Source organism: Flavobacterium johnsoniae, assembly GCF_001879205.1.
GTDB lineage: Bacteria > Bacteroidota > Bacteroidia > Flavobacteriales > Flavobacteriaceae > Flavobacterium > Flavobacterium johnsoniae_A.
Genome location: NZ_MLFK01000006.1, coordinates 554,278 through 575,515, shown reverse-complemented (window position 1 = coordinate 575,515; position 21,238 = coordinate 554,278). Strand labels below are relative to the sequence as shown.

General features: G+C 33.5%; 12 protein-coding genes. 3 read left to right on the top strand and 9 right to left on the bottom strand.

The features are described from left to right. Both BKM63_RS11570 and BKM63_RS11565 read right to left on the bottom strand, forming a co-directional pair. Positions 1–671: HEPN domain-containing protein (locus BKM63_RS11570; RefSeq protein WP_071636730.1), on the bottom strand; the 671-nt coding region annotated here is incomplete at its 3' end. Continuing rightward, a complete protein-coding gene (locus BKM63_RS11565) occupies positions 668–1,780 on the bottom strand; it encodes a DUF262 domain-containing protein (RefSeq protein ID WP_071636729.1) in 1,113 nt (370 codons plus the stop codon). The genes BKM63_RS11570 and BKM63_RS11565, both read right to left, overlap by 4 nt. A 238-nt stretch (positions 1,781–2,018) precedes the next feature. Between BKM63_RS11565 and BKM63_RS11560 the strand changes: the two genes are divergently transcribed. From BKM63_RS11560 to BKM63_RS11550, 3 genes are read left to right on the top strand one after another with little or no spacing between them, the layout of a single operon-like run. Further along, positions 2,019–3,587, top strand: coding sequence for an Eco57I restriction-modification methylase domain-containing protein (locus BKM63_RS11560; protein ID WP_071636728.1), 1,569 nt, complete (start codon positions 2,019–2,021; stop codon positions 3,585–3,587). 6 nt (positions 3,588–3,593) lie between these two features. Then, a complete protein-coding gene (locus BKM63_RS11555; protein ID WP_083572222.1) occupies positions 3,594–4,715 on the top strand; it encodes a DUF262 domain-containing protein in 1,122 nt (373 codons plus the stop codon). Continuing rightward, a complete protein-coding gene (locus BKM63_RS11550; RefSeq protein ID WP_071636727.1) occupies positions 4,712–5,503 on the top strand; it encodes an MAE_28990/MAE_18760 family HEPN-like nuclease in 792 nt (263 codons plus the stop codon). The genes BKM63_RS11555 and BKM63_RS11550 overlap by 4 nt, the downstream gene beginning before the upstream one ends. 512 nt (positions 5,504–6,015) lie before the next feature. On the opposite strand, the gene BKM63_RS11545 is transcribed toward BKM63_RS11550, so the two are convergent. The 7 genes from BKM63_RS11545 to BKM63_RS11515 all read right to left on the bottom strand — a co-directional run bounded on the left by BKM63_RS11545 (position 6,016) and on the right by BKM63_RS11515 (position 21,063). After that, a complete protein-coding gene (locus tag BKM63_RS11545) occupies positions 6,016–7,818 on the bottom strand; it encodes a glycoside hydrolase family 2 protein (RefSeq protein WP_071636726.1) in 1,803 nt (600 codons plus the stop codon). A 187-nt stretch (positions 7,819–8,005) separates the two neighbouring features. Continuing rightward, positions 8,006–9,415 (bottom strand): hypothetical protein, encoded by a 1,410-nt coding sequence (locus BKM63_RS11540; protein WP_071636725.1) that lies wholly within the window; start codon positions 9,413–9,415, stop codon positions 8,006–8,008. 91 nt (positions 9,416–9,506) lie between these two features. Further along, positions 9,507–10,409 carry a PKD domain-containing protein gene (locus BKM63_RS11535; RefSeq protein ID WP_071636724.1) on the bottom strand — a complete coding sequence of 301 codons (903 nt, stop codon included), beginning with the start codon at positions 10,407–10,409 and terminating at the stop codon, positions 9,507–9,509. Between the two features lie 201 nt (positions 10,410–10,610). Further along, positions 10,611–11,705 (bottom strand): endo-1,4-beta-xylanase, encoded by a 1,095-nt coding sequence (locus BKM63_RS11530; protein ID WP_071636723.1) that lies wholly within the window; start codon positions 11,703–11,705, stop codon positions 10,611–10,613. A gap of 82 nt (positions 11,706–11,787) precedes the next feature. Then, positions 11,788–13,380: a RagB/SusD family nutrient uptake outer membrane protein gene (locus BKM63_RS11525; protein ID WP_071636722.1), complete on the bottom strand. Its 1,593-nt coding sequence runs from the start codon at positions 13,378–13,380 to the stop codon at positions 11,788–11,790. Positions 13,381–13,421: 41 nt separating this feature from the next. Further along, positions 13,422–16,448: a SusC/RagA family TonB-linked outer membrane protein gene (locus BKM63_RS11520; protein WP_071636721.1), complete on the bottom strand. Its 3,027-nt coding sequence runs from the start codon at positions 16,446–16,448 to the stop codon at positions 13,422–13,424. Positions 16,449–16,932: 484 nt separating this feature from the next. Then, complete coding sequence (locus BKM63_RS11515; RefSeq protein ID WP_071636720.1) at positions 16,933–21,063, bottom strand: hybrid sensor histidine kinase/response regulator transcription factor; 4,131 nt, start codon at positions 21,061–21,063, stop codon at positions 16,933–16,935. Between the last annotated feature and the right edge of the window lie 175 nt (positions 21,064–21,238).

Genomic DNA, 21,238 nt, shown 5'->3' with positions numbered 1-21,238 from the left:
CCATGAATTATATTATGTCTCTCCTTTAAAAAATTATTTATAAAATCTTCCCATAGAGTTCTCTTTTTTTCATTTGTTTTCGTCACCGGATTGTAAATGCTTACATCAACAGTATATGGAAACGTTTGAGTAGATTTTTTTGTGTACTTTAATAACTTATTCCTAATTTTTAACATTTTTGTTTTCTGATCCTCAAAAACAACATCTAATTCTGATCCATCTAGCGATGAAAAAAAATTTTTAATTCCAAATTTTTCTAAAATAGTTTCAAGTATTTGTGGTGTCGGATTTTTATTATCCACAAATAAAAAAGGAAGAGATACTAATTCACACTTATATTCCTTAAAAGCATCCCAAAGTCGATTCCTCAGAGTTTCAGACGACTTATCAGATTCATTTTGATGAATAAAATATCCACAATGAGTCCGAAATATTGCTTTTTTTATTTCATAAAATTTACAATTAGCATTTAAATCATCAATAACATCTTTAGCAATATCTTTATACAATCCTTCAAAATGACTTACAAGCATAACATGAGCTGAGCGACATAGAGATTGATACATTTCGATATCATCTTGATTAAGATAAGCTAATCTTAATAATCTTTCAACTTCATCAAACCTCCTTTCAATTTGCTCAAACCGCAAATTTATATATGTTTGGGTCATCTCAAGATTTCTTTAACTTTTTCAATTCTATATTTAAGTTTTGTTATATCTAGATAACTACCAGAAATAGATTCATAAAATTGTTCCTGCAAAAAAAGGTTTGCAAAATCTTCTTTATGAGAGCTAAATTCTTTGATATTTTCATTAAAAATAAGATCGTGACAACTAATTGCAAGAGCGTCAAAAACAGCAACATTATATTTGGATTGTAATTTTAATTTTCCTTGATCGTTTTTAAATTTCGCAAAAGCCGTTGGTCCAAAGTCGCGATTAATTATTTCAAAAGTTACTTCAAATTTTTCCTTAAGTATTGCCAATTCGATGTCATTAATAGTGGCATAATTTTTCATGGTTTCAGATAAGAAATCAGTAAAACCTCTATCTTTACTTTTCTTATAATTTTCATAGTTATTATTTATTAAAGTAAAAAATCGCAATACAATTTCAACATCTTCCATTTTTTTTACCCTATTATTTTCATCTGGATAAGCTGGATCAATCTGCAAAAGAGTTCTAAAATTGCTGTTGGTACAAAGTCTTTTGCAAAGTTCATTAAACTTTCCACTAAAAACAGCGTTACGTAGTTCTTGAGCTTCTAATTTAACGGATCCGGAATTTAGTCTTTCAAAAATATCAAATTTCACTTGCGAATCAATTGTTGAATCTATTCTCAAGCATTTAACACTTCTTTCCTCTAGTCTTCTAACTAAAAATGGAGGCAAATCTTTGTAATAACAACCATTAAGTTCCTCTAATGCTTCCAATCCAATTAATGCAAATTTATTTTTTAAATAATTAAACATTGCTGTGAGTCGTTGTTGACCATCAATTACAGAAAATCTAAATTCTTCTGTCTCTGAATCAACATCAACGTCTTGCGATATATATATTGTTGGAATTGGTATGTTTAAAATGAGACTCTCTATTAATCTTGATGAAGTTTTTTCATCCCATCTATGTCTTCTTTGATAATCAGGATCTAACTTTATGATTCCTCGCTCAATTTTTTTAATTAATGTTTCTATATCGTATTCAATACTTTGAGTCTTGACAGTACGTTCTTTTGCCTTTTCTTGCAATGAGCTAAGGCTATATTTTAAATTTTCCATAATCAAATATTTAAATTCAAAGATAATTTATTTCTGTAATCCTCGATGAACCAAAATTACAGTATTTAAATTACAACTGTTGGAAGTACATACTATTGTATATGATTCTTATTCTCCCAATCTACCAAGTATATTTTTACAGAATTTTGATATTTTTATAATGTGCTTAAAATCTAAACTATATCACGCCTTTTAGTTCTACATATACTATTTCCCAATTTTACTATATTTGCAAGTAATGAAAGAACACATAAGTACAGAAACTTTAAACCTGGAATCTCCAAGTGACTATTCCGATCGACTTGCAATTCAATATGCAAAATTTGTATCACTAAAGCATAAAAAAGAAAATGGTCAATTTTTTACACCTTCCTCCGTTGCAAATCTCATGGCATCATATTGTGATTACGACGAGAAAACTGTAACAGTATTAGATCCTGGATTTGGTTTGGGAATTTTAACCTGTGCGCTGATCGAAAATCTTATTGCAAAATGTAATCAGATTCGTAATATATCAGTAACTGCATACGAGACTGATTCCAATCTAATTTTCTACTCAGAGCTTGTCCTTAATTACCTAAAAATTTGGCTAAACAAAAAGAATATATCTTTTGAATATAAACTTTGTAATAATGACTTCATATTACATAATCTTACAATTATAAAAAATAATGATTACGAAAAATTCGATGTCATTATTTCCAATCCACCATACTTTAAATTGGGTAAAATGGATGAAAGAGCATTAGCTTCAAAGGGATTTATAAGTGGCGAATCCAATATATATTCGTTATTTATGTCTCTGTCTGTAAAATTATTAAAAAATAACGGAAAATTCATATCCATTACTCCAAGAAGCTTCGCTTCTGGAAAATATTTCAGAGGGTTTAGAGATAGTTTTTTTAATTCAGTCCAAATTGATAATATCCATTTATTTAAATCTCGCAGAGATACTTTTAATAGAGATAAAGTTTTGCAAGAAACTGTCATCATTAAAGCGACTAAAACCAACATATTATTGGATAAAAGAATATCGCTAACTTCAAGTAAGGGTATAAAAGACATTACAGAAAATAAAATAAAAAACTATTTTACTAAAGATTTAATTAACTTAGAATCTGCCGAAAAGATTCTTTATTTGCCAAGTAATAATTGTGAAATCTCCGTATTACAACTTGTAAATTCATGGACAAATCGATTATCTAACCACGATATTCAAATTTCAACAGGTCCTGTTGTATATTTCCGTAACCTAGATCATATCCGATATGAATCTAAAAAACAGACTGATGATATTGCACCTTTATTTTGGCTCCAGAATGTCGAAAAAATGAGTTTAAATTGGCCTAAAATTTTAAAAGAGAAAGGTCAATATATCATCGTCAATAAAGGTTCACAAGCTTCATTGTTGCAAAACAAAAATTATATACTTTTAAGAAGATTTAGCACCAAGGATGACAAAAGTAGATTGATAGCTGCTCCTTATTTTAGTAATTTTATCGAGACACAGTACATTGGAGTTGAAAACAGGGTAAATTACATATACCGGAAAGACGGACATTTAGAAGAAAACGAAGTTTCAGGTTTATGTGGTTTATTAAACAGTGAATTATTTGATACTTATTTTCAAATTTTTAATGGAAATGTAAATGTAAGTGCCACAGAACTTAGAGAAATGAAATTTCCAAGTTTATTTCAAATTAAAGAAATTGGGAACAAAATAATAGAATCGAATGATTATTCTATTTACAATATAAATACCATTGTAAATGAATTTTTTAAATTAGAAAACATATTTCAAAACTAAAAACTTATGCAAAATATTAATCTTTTAATAGAAGAATTGAATACAGGACGTAAAGAAATCAAAACAGATAGTTTTAGTATGTCGATTGGAGAAATTATCAATCTTTACAAAGATGGTGATTTAGAATTAGCACCGGCTTATCAACGCCTATTTAGATGGGATGACCAACAAAAATCGAAATTCATCGAATCTATTTTATTAGGTATACCGTTACCTCCTATTTTCGTTGCACAAAAAGAAAATAGTAAATGGAGTGTTGTCGATGGCCTTCAGCGATTGTCGACGATTTTGCAACTAACTGGAGAACTTCAATATAAAGACCAAGCAACAGGAGAAACTAAAAAAAAAGAACCTCTAAAATTAACCACGACCAAGAAGCTTCCTTCATTAGAAAACTTTACGTGGGAAACTTTAACAGACGATATAAAGAGAACATTAAAAAGAGCTAAGTTTAGTATCAATATAATCCTTACCGAAAATAGCATACAAGCACAGTACGAACTTTTTCAAAGATTAAACACTGGAGGATTACATCTTGAAGCGCAAGAAATTAGAAATTGCTTAATAATAATGCTAGATGAAGATTTCTACAATAAATTGGACGAACTAAAAAGCTATCCAGCATTTAAAAATTCTCTCAATTTACAAGAAGGAAAGTTCAACATTGAATACCATATGGAACTTATTTTACGTTTTTTTATTGCAAAACACAATAACATAGATTTTAGTACGTATCGAACATCCACTCTTCTACTAAGTGATTTTATTGATAATGAAACAATTAAGCTTATAAGTGATGATGATTTCAATCTTGATCAAGAAATACAAATTTTTAAAAGAACATTTGATTTTTTATATAAATCGTTAGGGCATGATGTTTTCAAAAAGTATAACACTGATAAAAACGAATTTGAGAGAGCATTTTCGAATTCAAGTTTTGAAGCAATAGCTTCCGGAGTAGCTCTAAACATAGACAAAATCGAAGACCAAAATGTAGAAGAATTTATCCAAAAGATTAAATCTATGTACTCTAATGATGATTTCTTAGAATTTTCGAAAAGAGGTAATAAAGCAATTTACAGAATGAAAAGTATGATCGATTTCTCAAAGGAATACTTTAAAATATGAAACTAAATAAACTTGAAGAATTACTAGAGGAAGACTTAGGTTGGAGAAAAAAGGAACTTTCTGACTTAATACTCATTGCTAAACAAACTGGTGAAGAAGTAGTGCTAAAATCTATAATCTTACTTCTATATGCTCATTGGGAAGGATATATAAAAAGAAGTAGTAAGTTATATTTAAATTATATTTCTGATTCAAAAAAATTTTTAAATGAACTAACAGAAAACTTTAGAGCAGTTATTCTTAAGGGAATAATAAATCAATGTATTGCATCCAAAGAAGCTTTAACTCTTCAGAATGAACTAATCGTTTTATCAAAATTATCCAATGCTGATAAGATTAAATTTAAAATTAAAACAGGATATAATAACGAAAGTAATGAGCTAGATGTTGAAAATGATTTCGACAATACGATAATAAATACCCATTCTAATCTTAATCCTAAAGTTTTTAAAAATATTTTGTCTGTAATTGGTCTCCAATACAAAACTCAAATTGAATCAAGAGAAAAATATATAGACTCCCATCTTTTGGCTAACAGGAACTCTATTGGGCATGGAAGCAGATTAAAGAAACAAATTAGTGAAGATTTCGCTCTTGAAATTAATGATATTGAAAAATTAAGAGATGTAATATTTTCAATAATTGATAATTTTAGTGATGAACTTGTTGAATATTGTAAAGAAGAATATTTTCTAATTTCGAATCAACACAAACTTACATCATATATCGAGTTAAAAGAGCTAGAATTATCAAATACATTTAAATATATTGATGAAAAATATTCTTAATATCAATGCTTATAAAATATGCAGACATAGCTAATTAAGGATTAAATCATTTACTTACGACTACTACAAAAAGACAATTAATAAAATTCTTTAAGAATAAAAATTTTATTAATCGTTAAAAAATATCAATTTTAGATCTCAAAAGTTCTGAAATTTAAAGTTGACATGTATTTTCTAGCTCTTTATATTATTTCAAATAAATTGATTAAAAATTCAAGGTACACTTTTTTTCTGTGCCTATTCTTAAATAATATATTAAGCCCATTATTTACTAGCGTATTTAATAATTCAATGCAGAACCTCTTCCTCCGCTGAACTTGAAACCTTTAACAAATGTTAGGGGTTTTCTTTTTTTTATTCTTTGCCTTTGACACCTTTTTGCCTTAGCAGAGAAAGAAGGATTCGAACCCGCAAAGAAACTTTAATTACTAAAAACACCAAATTCCTAATACAAAAAACCTCCAAAATCAAAACTGACTTTGAAGGCTTCTCCAACTTTATCTAAATTTCACTTATTTATATTCCTTTTCTTTCTGTGCATACCAGTCTTTCATTACATAAAATGCTTTCTTTTTGATTCCCTGATCTGAAATCAGACCTTTACGGTTAAAGAAATCCTGAATGTTGGGTAACTGTCTGCGTGGTGATCTAAAGTCGACTAAAATCCAGGGCGAAACTCCTGCCAGGCCTTCGATACGATTGAACATTTGCGTGTTTTGAACATATAATTCTTCCTGATATTCTTCGTTCCAGCGTTCTTTTTTATCGCCGTGTAATCCCTGCAAAGCTTCACCGCCAAATTCGCTGATAATTACAGGCTTGTTATACGGAATCACCCATTGCATGTCTTTGCAGGATTCGTTGGTTCCTCTGTACCAGCCGAGATATTGGTTAAAACTTACAATATCTACATATTCGTTCATATTATCATGAAGTGTATTTACATTATTCGGACTTTTGGTGACTTCCATCGCCATACTTATCAAACGGGAATTGTCCTGTGTACGGGCATATTTAGCCAGTTTACTCAGAAAAACATCTCTGTCGTCGCCATGCGGTGTTTCGTTTGCAATTGACCAGATTACGATGCCGCAACGGTTTTTATCCCTGTAAATCATGTCGTGTAATTGACGTTCGGCATTCGCGTATGTATCCGGATTTGTCCATGAAATCGTCCAGTATACCGGAACTTCAGACCAGATCATCAAACCCATTTTTTCGGCTTCTTTTACCATGTTCTCGTTATGCGGATAATGCGCCAGACGAACATAATTACATCCTAATTCTTTTGCCCAGGTCAGCAGGGTAACGGCATCTTCTGTAGACCATGCTCGTCCGGATCTAAAGGGTGCTTCTTCGTGAATACTGATTCCGCGCAAAAAGACTTTTTTTCCGTTCAACAGAATCTCTTTTCCTTTGGTTTCAATGGTTCTAAAACCTATTTTATCTGTAATATTTTCATCGGCTTTATTGATCGCAACCTCGTATAGTTTCGGATTTTCAGGTGTCCATAAAACTGGTTTACTTTTTATTTCAAAATAAGCCATTCCTTTGGCATCGGTAGTAACATTTTTCGTGATTTTCAATTCGGGAATGCTAATCGAAACAGATTGATTTGCAGTTTCGCTATTGAGCTTTACCCAGCCTGAAATTTTTGTTTTGTCTTTTTTATCCAGTTGAACCAGATAATCTTCAATATAAGTATTCGGAACTTGCGCTAAAGTCACATCTCTGGTGATTCCGCCGTAATTCCACCAATCCATGTTTACCGTTGGAACATTGTCTTTATGGCGTTTGTTGTCGACTTTTACTACCACAAAATTATTTCCGTCGATCAGTAAATTGGTTACATCAAAATTAAAAGGTGTATAACCTCCAACATGACTTCCTGCCAATTTTCCGTTTACATATACTTTTGCATCGTAATTGACTGCTCCAAAATGAAGAATACCTTTGGTTTGAGAACTCTTTTTATAATTGAAATCTTTCTGAAACCAAACTGTTCCTTCATAAAAAAACAATCTTTCGTCTTTACTGTTCCAGTCAGACGGAATATCCATCGTGGCCGAAGTTGCAAAATTATATTCGGTTAAATCTGTGGTGTTCCATTTTTTATTTTCGAAAAATCCATTGTTTTTAAACGGCAGTAAACGATAATCGTAATATCCGTTTTCGAGCGGATCTACGATGTAACTCCATTTTCCGTTTAAGGTGATGTTATTTCGAGATGAAATATTAGATAGTAACGGTATTTCCTGTGCCATTGCTTTCCCAAAAACCAGAAAAGTAAAACACAGCATTATTATTTTTCTCATATTCTAAATTGTTTTTTATTTTTAATTATAGTCTAATTAATAAACACATAGAAACATAGTTTTTGTTTGTGGTTAAAGGCGTTTCACTATTTTAAATTCACATAGCTTATCTATGTGTTAGAAACTGGTTTCTTTTTATACTCTTTTTCTATTCTAAAAATCTATGTTTCTATGTGTTTAAAAAAAATTACATCTTATCAAAATAACGCGTCAGTTCAAACGCATTATCGTTGATTATTTTCATCTCTTTTAATAAAGGTTGATAAGGCTCAAATGCACTGTTTACAATACCTTTATTTGAATCTCTGTTTGAATAATCAGTAGTTAAATCCTCGGGATCGTTATCCATATATTTGAACCAATGCCAGCCAACCGAATTTTTATTTTTAAGCAATTCCAACGTGAAATTCTGATAGAAAAGCCCTCTTTCCTTTTGCGTTCGAACCAGCCATCCGGCTCCGGTATTATTGGGCAAACCTGAATCTTCTCCTTTGGTGTACCATTCTGTAATTAAAAACGGTTTTCCTGACCATTCTCCCCAATTATTCATCAATTCCTGACTTGGCTCCCATTTTCTATAATGGTTTATCGAAATGATATCCATGTACTTTCCGGCCACCTTAAAAATCTCCGGATTGGTTAATTCCTGTTCTTTATCCTGATTAAAACGGCATCCTAAATAAAGATGGTTTGGATCTGCTTTTTTAAGCGCCGCCGTTACCTTTTTCATATAAGTTTCAAAATAAAAAGCGGTAAAGGCCATACGATCTTCCTGAGTAATATCTGAGGTTGAAGCGCTAAAACCTTTTCTTTGGTCTAACCATTCTTTCGCAGCAATATATCCCTGTTCATCTTTGGCCAATAAAGTTAAATGTTTATCTAATGCATCGTTATACCAAGGAAGCTCGTTATCAGTAAAATAACCCATCAAATACTTATCATTTTTATATTGAGAAACATCTCTGAACGATTTTTCGATGTAAGCATCAAACTCTTTATCAAAAACCATAACCAAATCAAAACGATAATTCTGCCAGCTGGCTTCTTTGTATTTTCCACCGTATTTTTTAATATGATCAGAATGATACATGCCCATTGGCGAAATAATTACCGTATAAACCAGCGGATTTTCTCCTTTTCTAACTAATTCTACATTTGACCACGCGCCTACTCCGTTAAATCCGTTATCGCGAAGTAATTTTGTTTCTTGTTTGAGCCAGTTTTCAGGACTTCCGAATTTTTTATCAAATGCTTTTTGCTGATTTACAGAACGTCCTGCATTAAAAACGGCAACTCCTTTATAAATAAACGGATAACCTTCGGGATCGATGATCCACCATCTGTTGTCTATTTTTTGGGTTCTAAAAAATCCTGTGGATTCTTTTTGCCAGGTTTTCCATCCTCCGTAAGTTGAAATATCAGGTTGTTTTTTAGGTTTAAATCCGGGTAGTTTGTCGACGGTTTTGGCTTCATAAGAAATCCATTTTGGATCCAGGGCATTTTGTCTGGCTTCGACTTTTTGATATTTAATACTGTTCTGTGCCTGCAAGGAAATCAGGCTGATGCAACAGAACAATACATAAAGGGAATGCTTCATTAAATTCGTTTTTAATTATTTTTTGAAAAACTTAGGAGGTGTTTTTGTAAAGCTTTGTCAAAGTTTTAAACTTTGACAAAGCTTTTTAGGTTTAGTTTTTAGATAAATAGATATGATCAAAATCGAAAACGTAATTATTTAAAGTTCTTATATCTTCGGGATCAACGCTTCTCAATACCAAAATATCTTTGATTTTTGTCAGGTCTAATGCCGGATTTTGTTTTTTGTATTCAGCAATTGGAATTTTAACCATGTTCCAGCTTCCATCTCTTTTTAGTCCGTATAAATTACTTGTGGCATCAAATTCTACATATCCTGTATTAGCGGCATCTTTCATTCTAAATCTGATTTTTCCCGTGCTCGTTGTTCTTACCGCCATATTGATATAAGTGTAAGATGAAATATCTGTGAAATTTACAAACGACAGAATTGCCATTGCCCATTTAGCTTCTGCTGCAGGTGGCGTGGCCGGAAGCGAAAAATTTCTATAAGCGCCTTCATAGCCATCAACTGCAACTTCTTTAATTACAAATTGATTGCTTGAAACCCAGTTTAAAACAGGAGCTATTTTAGTAAAATCAGGGTTTTCAGAATAAATTTTAAGGGCATCAGCCGGAATAACGATTGGTGGAGTTGCAGGCGCTTCAACCTCAACGGCAAAGGTTTTCTTTTCTATAGTATTATCAACAAAGGTGATTTCTAAAGTAGTCGTAAAAGTACCGCCTTTGGTATACTTTACCTCAACCTTTGGGTCTATTGATGAACCAGGCGATCCGCCCTGAAAGATCCATTTTATGGCACGTACTTTTGTCGACGAATCAGTATAAGTTACGGTTTCTCCCGCCTTAACAGAAGTATTGGTAGAAGTGGCTTCTAATTTTCCTTTGTTATAAAGATACACTTCACGTACATCGCTTTCGCAGGAAAACAAACCTATTGAAAGCATTGCAAACAAGTATTTTAATTTAGCTATATGATTTAGTTTTGTGGTCATGATTTCTTTTTTTTGTTATTTTTTTTTAAGAGAATAGAAGAAAGAGTAAAGAGAATAGACTTCTCAGCAAATCTTGATTCTTGTTTTTTTTAGAGAATAAAATAGAGAAGTATTCCTCACCTAATCTTGCTTCTTGTCTCTTACTTCTATTTTCTATTCTCTACGCTCTATATTCTATTCTCTATCTAAATTTTAAAAACTCTATTTCAACCCGTCTAAAAATCCCTGATAAGCCGGTTTTTTATTATAGTCAGCATCTAAAAGCAACGGATATTCTTTTGAATGCCAGAAGCTTGTCAGCCAGGTATATTTATCGGTTACGCCCCAGGTTGAGATCGCAAATTTTTGATTTTGGGGAAGTTCCTCATACATAGTCGTGATGAATTTATACGTTTCAGATTGTTTTTGCGCTTCGGCATCATTAAACACATACGAATCTGATTTTCCGGTATTTACTTTAATATCCAATTCTGAAATATGAATTAACAATCCTGTTGAAGCCAGATCTGTAAAACCGGTTTTCATGGTTTGTCGGTTGGTATCGGTTCCATAATGAAACTGATCTCCCACACCATCAATCGGTACTCCATTGGCTTTGAATCTCGTTACCATTTTTTTGATGGCTGCTCTTTTTCCTGCATCAATCACCACACTGTAGTCGTTGTAAAACAATTTAGCATCTGGATCTGCTGCTTTTGCGTATTTAAAACATCTTCCGTAAAAACCAATCGGATCTTTAAATAGTGGATTGATAACGGCTTCGTTTCGTAAAGCTCCTCCATCTGCAAAAACCTCGTTTACTACATCCCAGCTTTTTACTTTTCCTTTATAATGTCCTACGACATCGGTAATATAAACTTTGACTTTGGCTTCGAATGCAATTGAATCGTATTTGGCATTATTGAACCATTCCGGAAACGAATCGTACCAAACCAGTGTATGTCCGTGAATTTCCATATTATTGTCTTTGGCAAAAGCAGCCAGATAATCGCCTGCAGTATAATTGTATGCTGTGGCAGAAGTCCAAATGCTAGCCATTTTCATTTCATATTCGGCGGTGATTTGGCTGTAATGTTTTAAAACTGCATTTTTAAAATTAGCTTCGTTTTGCAGATCTTTCATTTTTACTGCCGCGCCAATTTTAAACTTTGCTTTTTCTTTTAATGTCTGAGTTGGAGTTGGATTCACCGGAGATCCATTATCATCAACGTTGATGAAAACTGTTTTTTCGTCGTTGCTGCAAGAGACAAACAACAAAGCGGTTAACAGGCCTAAAATATATTGTTTCTTTATCATCGTGTTATTTTTTATTTGATCCAGAAATCAAAACTAAATTCGATTTCCAGATCTATTGTTACTAACAAAAACTTGATTTTAATTAATTATACCCCACATTAAATCCTGCCGGTTTCCCCATTAAATCAATCTGAGTTTGAGGAATTGGCATATTGATCATTGCCGGAGTCATTTTAAGAGGTACCTCACCTGCAAGCGTACCCGAAGGACTTGAACGGAAATATAAGTTTTGTCTTTCTACTAAAAGTCCTAATCGTTTTAGCAAAAACCATCTGTTGTTTTCGAAAGCCAGTTCTCTGGCCGATTCATCTAAATAATTATTTAATGTCCAGGCTGTCAAATCAAAAGTCGTCACTGTACTTTCGGGATTTCCGGTATAACCTCTTCTTCTTACTTTGTTCAGGTAAGCCAAAGCTTTTGTATCGTTGCCCAGATTATGATGTGCTTCAGATGCCAATAAATAGGTTTCGGCTAATCTGTAATACATATAATCTTTGTAACTGTTTGAAGTCATAGGTAGTTTTTCTGTATCATGGTATTTTTTCAAACTCCAGTGCCAGGCTCTGTAATTTCCGTTTGGAGCCGCAATTGCCGGATTGGTAATAGGCTGGCCAAATTTTGGGTTACCCGGAACATTGATTTTATAATCCAGATAATTATCAGAATAATAATAGGTCTTGAATCTTAAATCATTGGCCTGATCGTAAAGTGATTTTAAATAATTGTTCGGATAAAACCACCCTAAAGACTGGCCTCCGTAAGCCACATCCTGAATTAGTTCGTTTGCATTTAACTCGTATGTTCTTTGTGTAAAAACACTTCCAAGCCAAAAACCGCCGCCACCTGCCAAATCATCACTCGGGCCTAATAGAAAATCTCTTTGATAGGTAAAAAGTGATTCTTTATGGTTGGCGTTTTGTCCCCAAACCTCAGCCAATGGCACTAAACCGTGAGTTCCGTCATTGATAATGGCATCAAATTGCGCTGCTGCTCCTGCCCAGTCTTGTTGCCATAAAGCACTTTTACCGCGAATGTGTCTTGCAACACCTTGTCCGTAACGACCTGCATCTACCTTATACGGAAGATTGGCAATAGCATAATCCAGATCGCCATCGATTAATTTGTAAACATCAGCATCGCTGGCTACTTTGTATTCGACTGCATCATTAATGTTTTCAGGAGTTGTTGGAATAGTATCGATTAAGATTCCGCCGTACATTTGCTTTAAATCCAAATACAGTTCACCCCTTATAACACGTGCCTGAGCTACCAATCTTTTCTTCGCATTTTCATCCATTTTAATAGATCTTGCCGAAGTGATTATGGCCGAACATCTGTCGATAATTTTATATCCCTGAATCCATTTTGATCCCGTAAAAGACTGCGGATTATGCCCTGTTCCGTAAGGTGTATTCCAGGTTCTGTGCAATCCTAAATCGGTGGCAACCATAAAGAATACATTGGCCCATAAATCATTATTATCTCCAGATGGCGAATTATAATACCTCATCTGGTTGTAAAGTGCGTTTACTCCAACTTCTAATCCTGCCGGAGAACTGTAGATATAATCTACTGAAATCTGATCTTTTACGTTTTCTTCCAGAAAATCTTCGCACGAAGTCAATCCTAAAGAAAGCCCGAATATCAAAACAAATAGAAAATTTATATTTTTCATGATCTTGTTATTTTTATTTTATTGATGTCTTAAATGTGCTGTTAGAAACCTACTTGCAAGCCTATAACACAAGTAACAGGTTCCGGATAATCGTTGATGTCTTTTTCAGGACTGTAGGATTGATAATCTGTAATGGTGATTAAATTACTTCCTGTTACATAAAGCCTCATATTACTTAATCCCAATGTTTTAAGCGTGCTTTCAGGAAACTTAAACCCAAGAGATACGTTTTGCAAACGCACATAAGAAGCATCTTGTAATCCTAAAGTATTGATATATGGCGGATCGTTTCCGTCTCTTGGTCTCGGCCAGTTTCCTCCTGGGTTTTCCGGTGTCCAGTAATCTTGTTTAACACCGTTTTTCACTCCACGTAAAGAACCTCCTTTTACATAATCATATAAAAATAAATTGTCTCTTGTAACACCCTGAACAGTATAAATATCTGCTGAGAAATCGAAACGTTTGTATTCTAAACTCACTGAAAAAGTTCCGAACCAGTCCGGCATTTTTGAAGTAATTACTCTATCCTGATCCGGATTTGGATTTGCTCCGTTTGACGGATCTGCATCGTATAATTTTATGTCTCCCGGATACAGAGTTGTTCCCGTAACAATTGGAATATTTTCGCCCTGCTGATAAATTCCAACGGCTTTGTAGCGGTAATACACATCAATTGGTTTCCCGATGAACCATAGATTTCCAACAGAATCATCTTCTTTTCCGTCTCCGTTGGCATCTTTACCATAAATGCTTACGATACTGTTTTTGTTTTTGGTAAAAGTAGCACCAAGACTCAGTCTAAAATCTTGTTTTTTGATTAAATCCCCATTCAAAGTAATCTCTAAACCTTTGTTATTTACTTTCCCCAGATTGGACAATTTGGTTGTATATCCTGTATTGGCATTTAAAGTTTCATAAATCAATAAATCTGAAGTGTCGGTATTATAAACCTCAACCGTTCCTGTTAATCTGTTTTTGAATAAACCAAAATCGGCCGCAAGGTTCAACTGTGTTGAAGTTTCCCAGCGCAAATCCGGATTAGACAATTGCGAACCCGGAACATAACCTGATACTTTTATTCCGTTTATAATATAATCTCTCTGATCTGCGACTGCCATACTTTGGTACGGATCTTTTGGCTGGTTCCCTACTTTACCATAACTGGCTCTTAATTTTAAATTGCTCAATACAGGAACGTGTTCTTTCATGAAATTTTCATTCGAAACATTCCAGGCCGCATTTACAGCAGGAAAAAATCCCCATTTATTATTTTTACCAAATACAGATGATCCATCGGCTCTGCCCGAAACAGTAAAATAATATCTGCTGTCAAAATCATATTCCAGTTTTCCGGCAAATGAAATTAAAGAACGCTCGTTACCGCCAATTTCCGGCGTGTTCAGAAAAGCACTTTCAAGACCATAAATTCCTAAAATATCACTCGGAATTCTATTTGCTGTATTCTTAAATTCATTGTATTCTGATGATGTTATTTCGTAAACTCCTGTTGCGCTGAAATGATTTTTTTCAGCCAGTTTAAAGTTATAATTCAAAATATTACTAAACTGATATTCTACATTATCTTTAAAAAGAATACTGCCGCTTCCTTGTCCGGAATTTGCAATTCCGGAAAGTGATCTCGAAGAATTAAAATTCATTGCTTTATAATTCCACGATCTTCTGCTGGCATTTAATTTATAAGTAAAACCTTTTAAGATGTTGATATCCAGAAATACATTCATAATGTCATTTCTGTTTAACTCATTTGTATTGGTTTCATAAATATCAATAAGCGGATTTGGCGTTTCCTGAATTCCACCCGGAAGATGACGGAACGAACCATCGTCGTTGTAAATTTTACCTAATGGCGAGGTATTAATGGCATTATTTAAAATGTTCCCCACATTTGGACGATTTGACTCCGAAAACTGAAGCGAAAGATTCATTCCCACTTTAAGCCAGTCGGTGATTCTTTGGTCAACATTAATTCTCATGGCTACTTTTTCGAAATCGGTATTGGGTACAACGCCCGAAGTATTAATGTAATTTAAACTCGTAAAAATGCTGGTTTTATCTGTACCCGATGAAACGCTTAAACTGTGGTTGTTGGTAACTCCGGTTCTTAAAGCGTATTTTTCCCAATCGATATATTTTCCGGATTGAACCGATTCTAATTCAAGCGGAGAAAAAACCTGATCGTCTGGTCTGTAAACACCATTGTTACTTGTTCTATAGGCTTCTCTTTTTAGCTGGGCAAACTCTTCGCCGCTATAGATATCAAAATTTCTATTGATTGTCTGTAATCCCGAGAAACCATTATAAGCAATTTTTGCCTTTCCTGTTTTTCCTCTTTTGGTTGTAATTAAAATAACCCCATTTGAAGCTCTTGCTCCATAAATAGACTGTGCAGCGGCATCTTTTAAAATTTCTAAAGAAGCAATATCATTGGCATTAATATCATTGATGTTTCCTATTACAATACCATCTGCAATTACGATAGGTTCGTTACTTCCGTTAATTGATTTTTTTCCTCTAATTTGTATAGATGAAGAACTTCCTGGTCCGCCATCAGCTAATGACACCTGAACCCCGGCTGCTTTACCTCTCAGCATTTCCCCCACGTCAGAAGTAGCAACTTTAGTCATATCACCCGGTTTAACCGAAGCTACAGAACTAATTACGTCACTTTTCTTTTTAGTTCCATAACCTACGACTATAATTTCGTCAAGTGCCTGAGAACTTGCTTTCATCACAACTTTTAAGTTCTTTTTATTTTCAGTTTCCACCGAAACCTCATCCATTCCTATAAAAGAAAAAACGAGTGTACTTTTTGGAGCTGTCGTTATAGTAAAGTTTCCGTCAAAATCTGTTTGGGTTCCTTTTGTTGTTCCTTTAACATGTACATTTACACCTGGCAAAGGCAGTCCTGCATTATCGACTACTTTTCCTGAAATCGAACTTTCCTGTGCATTCGTTGTGGTCGAAAGAATACACATAAACAGCAGTAAAATTAGTTTTAGATAATTTCCTTCAAGAAAAAACATCTTGTCATGTTTGTTTTTTTTCATAAGTTATTTTTTTGGTTAGTTAGTGTAAAATCAGTCATGATTTGATTGCAAATGTGATTAATAAATGACATTTTAAGGGGAGGAAGATATTCGTTTTTAGGGGGATTAATGTGCTTTTTTACGAATTTAATCCGTTATTAGACCTTTAAAAACGGTATTCGTAATAAAAAACTTAAAAAATTAAAGTTCACTTAATCCTCATGTTTTCCAATTTAGTTTAATCGCAATCCCGATAGCTATCGGTAGCAAAGAATAAAAACGCAAAGTCCGCAAAGCTTGAATTAAACTTTGCGGACTTTATTTATATTATTTTGAACGTATTAGTAATATATAAATAAACCAAACTCAAAATTAGACGCGGATTTTACTGATTTGCTATCGCAAAAACGCGGATTAAAACGGATTTAAATTATAGAATATCTGCGTCAATCAGTCTTTTCGCGATAGCGAATCTGTTTCATCCGTGTTCAATTAATCTTTGCGGTTAATTATTTAAATGTGAATTTTTATATTCACTAGGCGATAAATTATAAAACCTTTTAAACTCTTTGCTAAAGTGTTTTCGATCATTAAAACCTACCATATTGGTCACTTCTGATACTGAATAACTGGTATTTAGTAATAAACTGGCGGCTTTTTTTAATCGCATGTTTTTTATAAAACCGGCTACGGATTGATTGGTAAGGGTTTGTACTTTTTTATAAAGTACGGTTCTGCTCATTCCAATTTCGCGAACCAGATCATTAACATCAAAATCGGTATTATCGATATTGGCTTCGATGATTAGGGTTAGTTTTTTTACGAATAAACCTTCGGGCGTATTTATGTTTTCTTCCTCAGCATCTGTACTAAATCCCTCGCCGTATTTCTGACGCATTATTTCTTTTGCAGATAATAAATTGGCAATTGTCAGTTTTAATTCTTCAATGCTGAAAGGTTTTGAGATATAAGCATCAGCTCCTGTTGAAAGTCCTTCGATTCTATTTAAAGTCGAAGATTTTGCCGTTAATAAAATAACGGGAATATGATTGGTATTGAGGTTTGTTTTTAGGATTTTACACAATTCAAAACCATCCATTTCCGGCATCATGACATCGCTTACAATAAGATCCGGAATCTCTTTTTCCATGTATTCCAGTGCTTTTATTCCATCTGTAAATTTCAGGACCTTGTAATCGGTGTACAGAATATCGTAGACAAAAGACAAAACTTCTTCATTATCTTCTATCACCAGAATGGTCTTTTTAGAACTATTTTCCGGTTCTTCCAGATATTCGGCTTCATAGGTTTCAACTTCGGTTTTCACATCCGAAATTGGACTTGCATTTTCTTCTATTTTAATGGCATTTTCAACAATCTGTGACTTTTTAAAATGGTCTTTTCCTTTCTTTAAAGTAATCGTAAATATGGTGTTGAAATTGACATCCGCTTCTGTCTGTACTTTTATTTCTCCGTGATGCAGTTCTACAATACTTTTGCTTAAAGCAAGACCAATTCCGCTTCCTAAATTTGCACTTCCGCGGTCGTCTAATTGAAAAAAGTTTTTGAAGATTTTCTTTTTTCGGTTTTCCGGAATACCGATTCCGTTGTCTTTGACTTTTATTTCTATGGAATCTGAATCTTCTTTTTGTTCGACAGCCAACGTGATTCGGCCATTTTTACTGGTAAATTTAAAGGCATTCGAAAGCAGATTATAAATCACTTTCTCCATCTGGTTTTTATCAAAATAAATCAAAGCGGTATTGATGTTGAGAACGAATTTATAATCGATTTTTTTCTCAACAGCAAATCCGCGGAACGATTCGTAGATATCGAAACAGAAAGAAACAATATCCTGCTGTTCGCAGTAAATTTTCATACTGCCTTTTTCTGCTTTTCTAAAATCCATTAATTCATTGACCAGTTTCAATAATCGGTCTGAATTGTTTTTGATGACTTTGAGTTTGTGTTCAAGATTCGAATTCTTTTCGGCACTATTTAAAAGTTCTTCAACCGGCCCGCTAATCAAAGTTAACGGCGTTCTGATTTCGTGCGAAACATTGGTAAAGAAATCCAGTTTCATTTTATACAATTCTTCCTGTCTTTCTTTTTCGACCTGTTCCAGATAAAAGGCTTGTTTTAATAATTCTTTATTTCTGAAAAATCGGAACAATAAAACGGCGCCTGCAATTAAAATTCCAAAATAGAAAATATACGCCCACCACGTTTTCCACCACGGCGGCAACATGATTATTTTTAAGGTTTTAACGGCCGGATTCCACTTCCCTCCTCCATCTGAAGTTTTAATTTTTAAGAGATATGTTCCTGAATTTAAATTGGTCAGATTGATGTAATGCTGTGAACCAATGGTATGCCAATCGTCTTTATTAAAAGAACTTTCGAGTTTATAAGCATATTCATTTTTTTCCGGCGTTACAAAATTCATTGCGCTAAATTCAAGACCTATATATCCCTGATCGTGACTCAAAGTAATTTCCTGCGTTTCGCTTATATCTTCTTTTAAATCAACGGCATTATTTCCAGGTCTGATTTCTTCATTGTTTACAATCAGTTTGGTCAACACAATCTCGGCATTATCCGGAGTCTTTATGAGTTTTGACGGATTAAAAACGATCAGGCCATTGGAAGAACCAAAAAGCATTTCGTTGTCATTCAGTTTTAAACTGCTGTTATTCGAAAACTGTTTTACTTTTAAACCATCTTTTGAGGAATAAGATGTAATCTCAAAATCAGAAATATGCGGATTTGTTTTAAACTTTTTTGTTCTTATTTTATACAATAAATTATTGTCGCTCACCCAGATATTGCCTTCTCCATCTTCTGAAATACTCTTAATGGTTTCATCTGTAAAACCCAAAGCGCGGTTGATTTCGAAAAAATGTCCGGATTTTTCATTCAATAAATTGATTCCCCCGCTTTCAGAACCTACCCAAAATCTGTTTTTAGAATCGGTAAACATAACCGTAAGACTGTTATTTGGTAATCCGCTGGCTTTTCCTGATTTATAGATTTTGGTTACTCTTTTAAGCTTTTTATCGAAAAAATTCAAACCGTACTGAGTTGCGATCCACAAACCATTTTCGCGATTTGCTATGTCTGTAATAAAGTTATCGCTGAGCGCGTTTGAAGTTCCGTCGGCCATATAACTTTCGATGGTGCCGTCCGGGAGTATTTTTTTTAATCCGTTTCCGTTTGTTCCTACCCACAAATCATTATTATCTACTAATAAAGAAGTAATAGGCCGGTTGCGTTCTTTCGGGTTTGGAGAAAGCGGAATTTTACTGAATGTTCTGCTGTTTTTATTGAACTTAAACAAACCGTTGAAAGTTCCGCAAAACAAATTCTGCTGATTCTGACTGACTAAAGCGGTAATCATATTCACGCTTTTATCAAAATCATTAGAATCAATTAAATAAATCGCATTTCTGTTCGTTCTAAAATCCAGAAAGTTCAAACCACCGCCATTTGTTCCTACCCAGACAGAGCCGTTATTTTCTTTTGAAACCGCATTTACAAGTGCACTATTTAATCCGAAATTGGGTTTTATAACTTCTCTTACGTTGGTGAAATTGGTATTGGTTTTCTGGAAAAAGTTTACACCTCCGCCATTGGTGCCAATCCAGATATCGTCATGACGGTCTTTTAGAAAACATTTTACATCATCATCTGACAAGCTGTAACTCGTGAGCGGATTGTGCTGGTATTTTGTGAACTCGTTTTTGTCTTTTTTATAAACACATAATCCGTTTTTTGTGGCAAACCAAATCGTATTGGCATCGACTGCCACAATATCATTGACCCAATTTGACGATAAACTTTTGGCATTGCTGAAATTCTGCAGATAATTTTTTACGGAATTTTCGGCCACGTTATAATGGAAGACTCCATTTGCTTCTGTCGCAAACCATAAATCGCCATTTTTTTCTTTGATTATTTTCCAGATCTTCGAATGGATTAAAGCTTCATTTTCTTTTAAAGCTTTTGGAAGTTCTTTTTTTGAGCCATTTTTAGGATCAAAACATTCCAGTCCTTTGGCTGTTCCCACTAAAACGCCATAATTACGATCATAAAAAAGTGATAAAACCCTGCTTTTTCTAAAAGGGGAATTATGATCGTTTGAAATTTCCTCTAATAAATACTGCTTTTTATTTAAGCGTTTGACTCCTCCAAAAGTCCCAATCCAGATTCTATTTTGATCATCCTGAATGATTGATGAAATGTAGTTTCTTCCTCCTTTTACTTTTTGAACATCGACTCTTAAAAAATCACGTTCTCTTTTCTTAAAAAGATTCAAGCCATTATTGGTTCCTATCCAGAGTTCTCTTTCGTTATCTTCTAAAATAACATTAATGTGGTTGTTGCTTATGGTATTTAAGATGTCCTTATTATAAGCATATCTTAAAAAGGTATAACCATCATAACTAATTAATCCGTTTGCAGTTCCTATCCAGATAAATCCTTTTTTGGTTTGATGAATGCTCGAAATCATACTCTGCGAAAAACTCACATCGTAATCGATATGATCGAAATACAAATCCGAACTCTGGGCAAGAGAACAAAATGGAATGGAATACAGTAAAATGCAACTTAAAATATAGTTTTTAATGCTTTTCATACATGAAACAATAAGAGCTCAACAATTAAATTTGAATTAATTTGATACAAAAGAGGTGTCAAACGTCCTGCAAGGTAAATCTAATACAAAAAACAGAAGTCTTTATATTTTCTTTTTAAGGGGTGTATTTGTACTTATTGATAAAAGCAAAACTATTCATTAAAAAATAAAAACC

What these genes read in the sequence shown, in the direction of transcription:
- BKM63_RS11515 (WP_071636720.1), bottom strand. Translation starts at nt 21,063, where the DNA reads ATGAAAAGCATTAAAAACTATATTTTAAGTTGCATTTTACTGTATTCC.
- BKM63_RS11560 (WP_071636728.1), top strand. Translation starts at nt 2,019, where the DNA reads ATGAAAGAACACATAAGTACAGAAACTTTAAACCTGGAATCTCCAAGT.
- BKM63_RS11545 (WP_071636726.1), bottom strand. Translation starts at nt 7,818, where the DNA reads ATGAGAAAAATAATAATGCTGTGTTTTACTTTTCTGGTTTTTGGGAAA.
- BKM63_RS11520 (WP_071636721.1), bottom strand. Translation starts at nt 16,448, where the DNA reads ATGAAAAAAAACAAACATGACAAGATGTTTTTTCTTGAAGGAAATTAT.
- BKM63_RS11535 (WP_071636724.1), bottom strand. Translation starts at nt 10,409, where the DNA reads ATGACCACAAAACTAAATCATATAGCTAAATTAAAATACTTGTTTGCA.
- BKM63_RS11550 (WP_071636727.1), top strand. Translation starts at nt 4,712, where the DNA reads ATGAAACTAAATAAACTTGAAGAATTACTAGAGGAAGACTTAGGTTGG.
- BKM63_RS11555 (WP_083572222.1), top strand. Translation starts at nt 3,594, where the DNA reads ATGCAAAATATTAATCTTTTAATAGAAGAATTGAATACAGGACGTAAA.
- BKM63_RS11530 (WP_071636723.1), bottom strand. Translation starts at nt 11,705, where the DNA reads ATGATAAAGAAACAATATATTTTAGGCCTGTTAACCGCTTTGTTGTTT.
- BKM63_RS11540 (WP_071636725.1), bottom strand. Translation starts at nt 9,415, where the DNA reads ATGAAGCATTCCCTTTATGTATTGTTCTGTTGCATCAGCCTGATTTCC.
- BKM63_RS11565 (WP_071636729.1), bottom strand. Translation starts at nt 1,780, where the DNA reads ATGGAAAATTTAAAATATAGCCTTAGCTCATTGCAAGAAAAGGCAAAA.
- BKM63_RS11525 (WP_071636722.1), bottom strand. Translation starts at nt 13,380, where the DNA reads ATGAAAAATATAAATTTTCTATTTGTTTTGATATTCGGGCTTTCTTTA.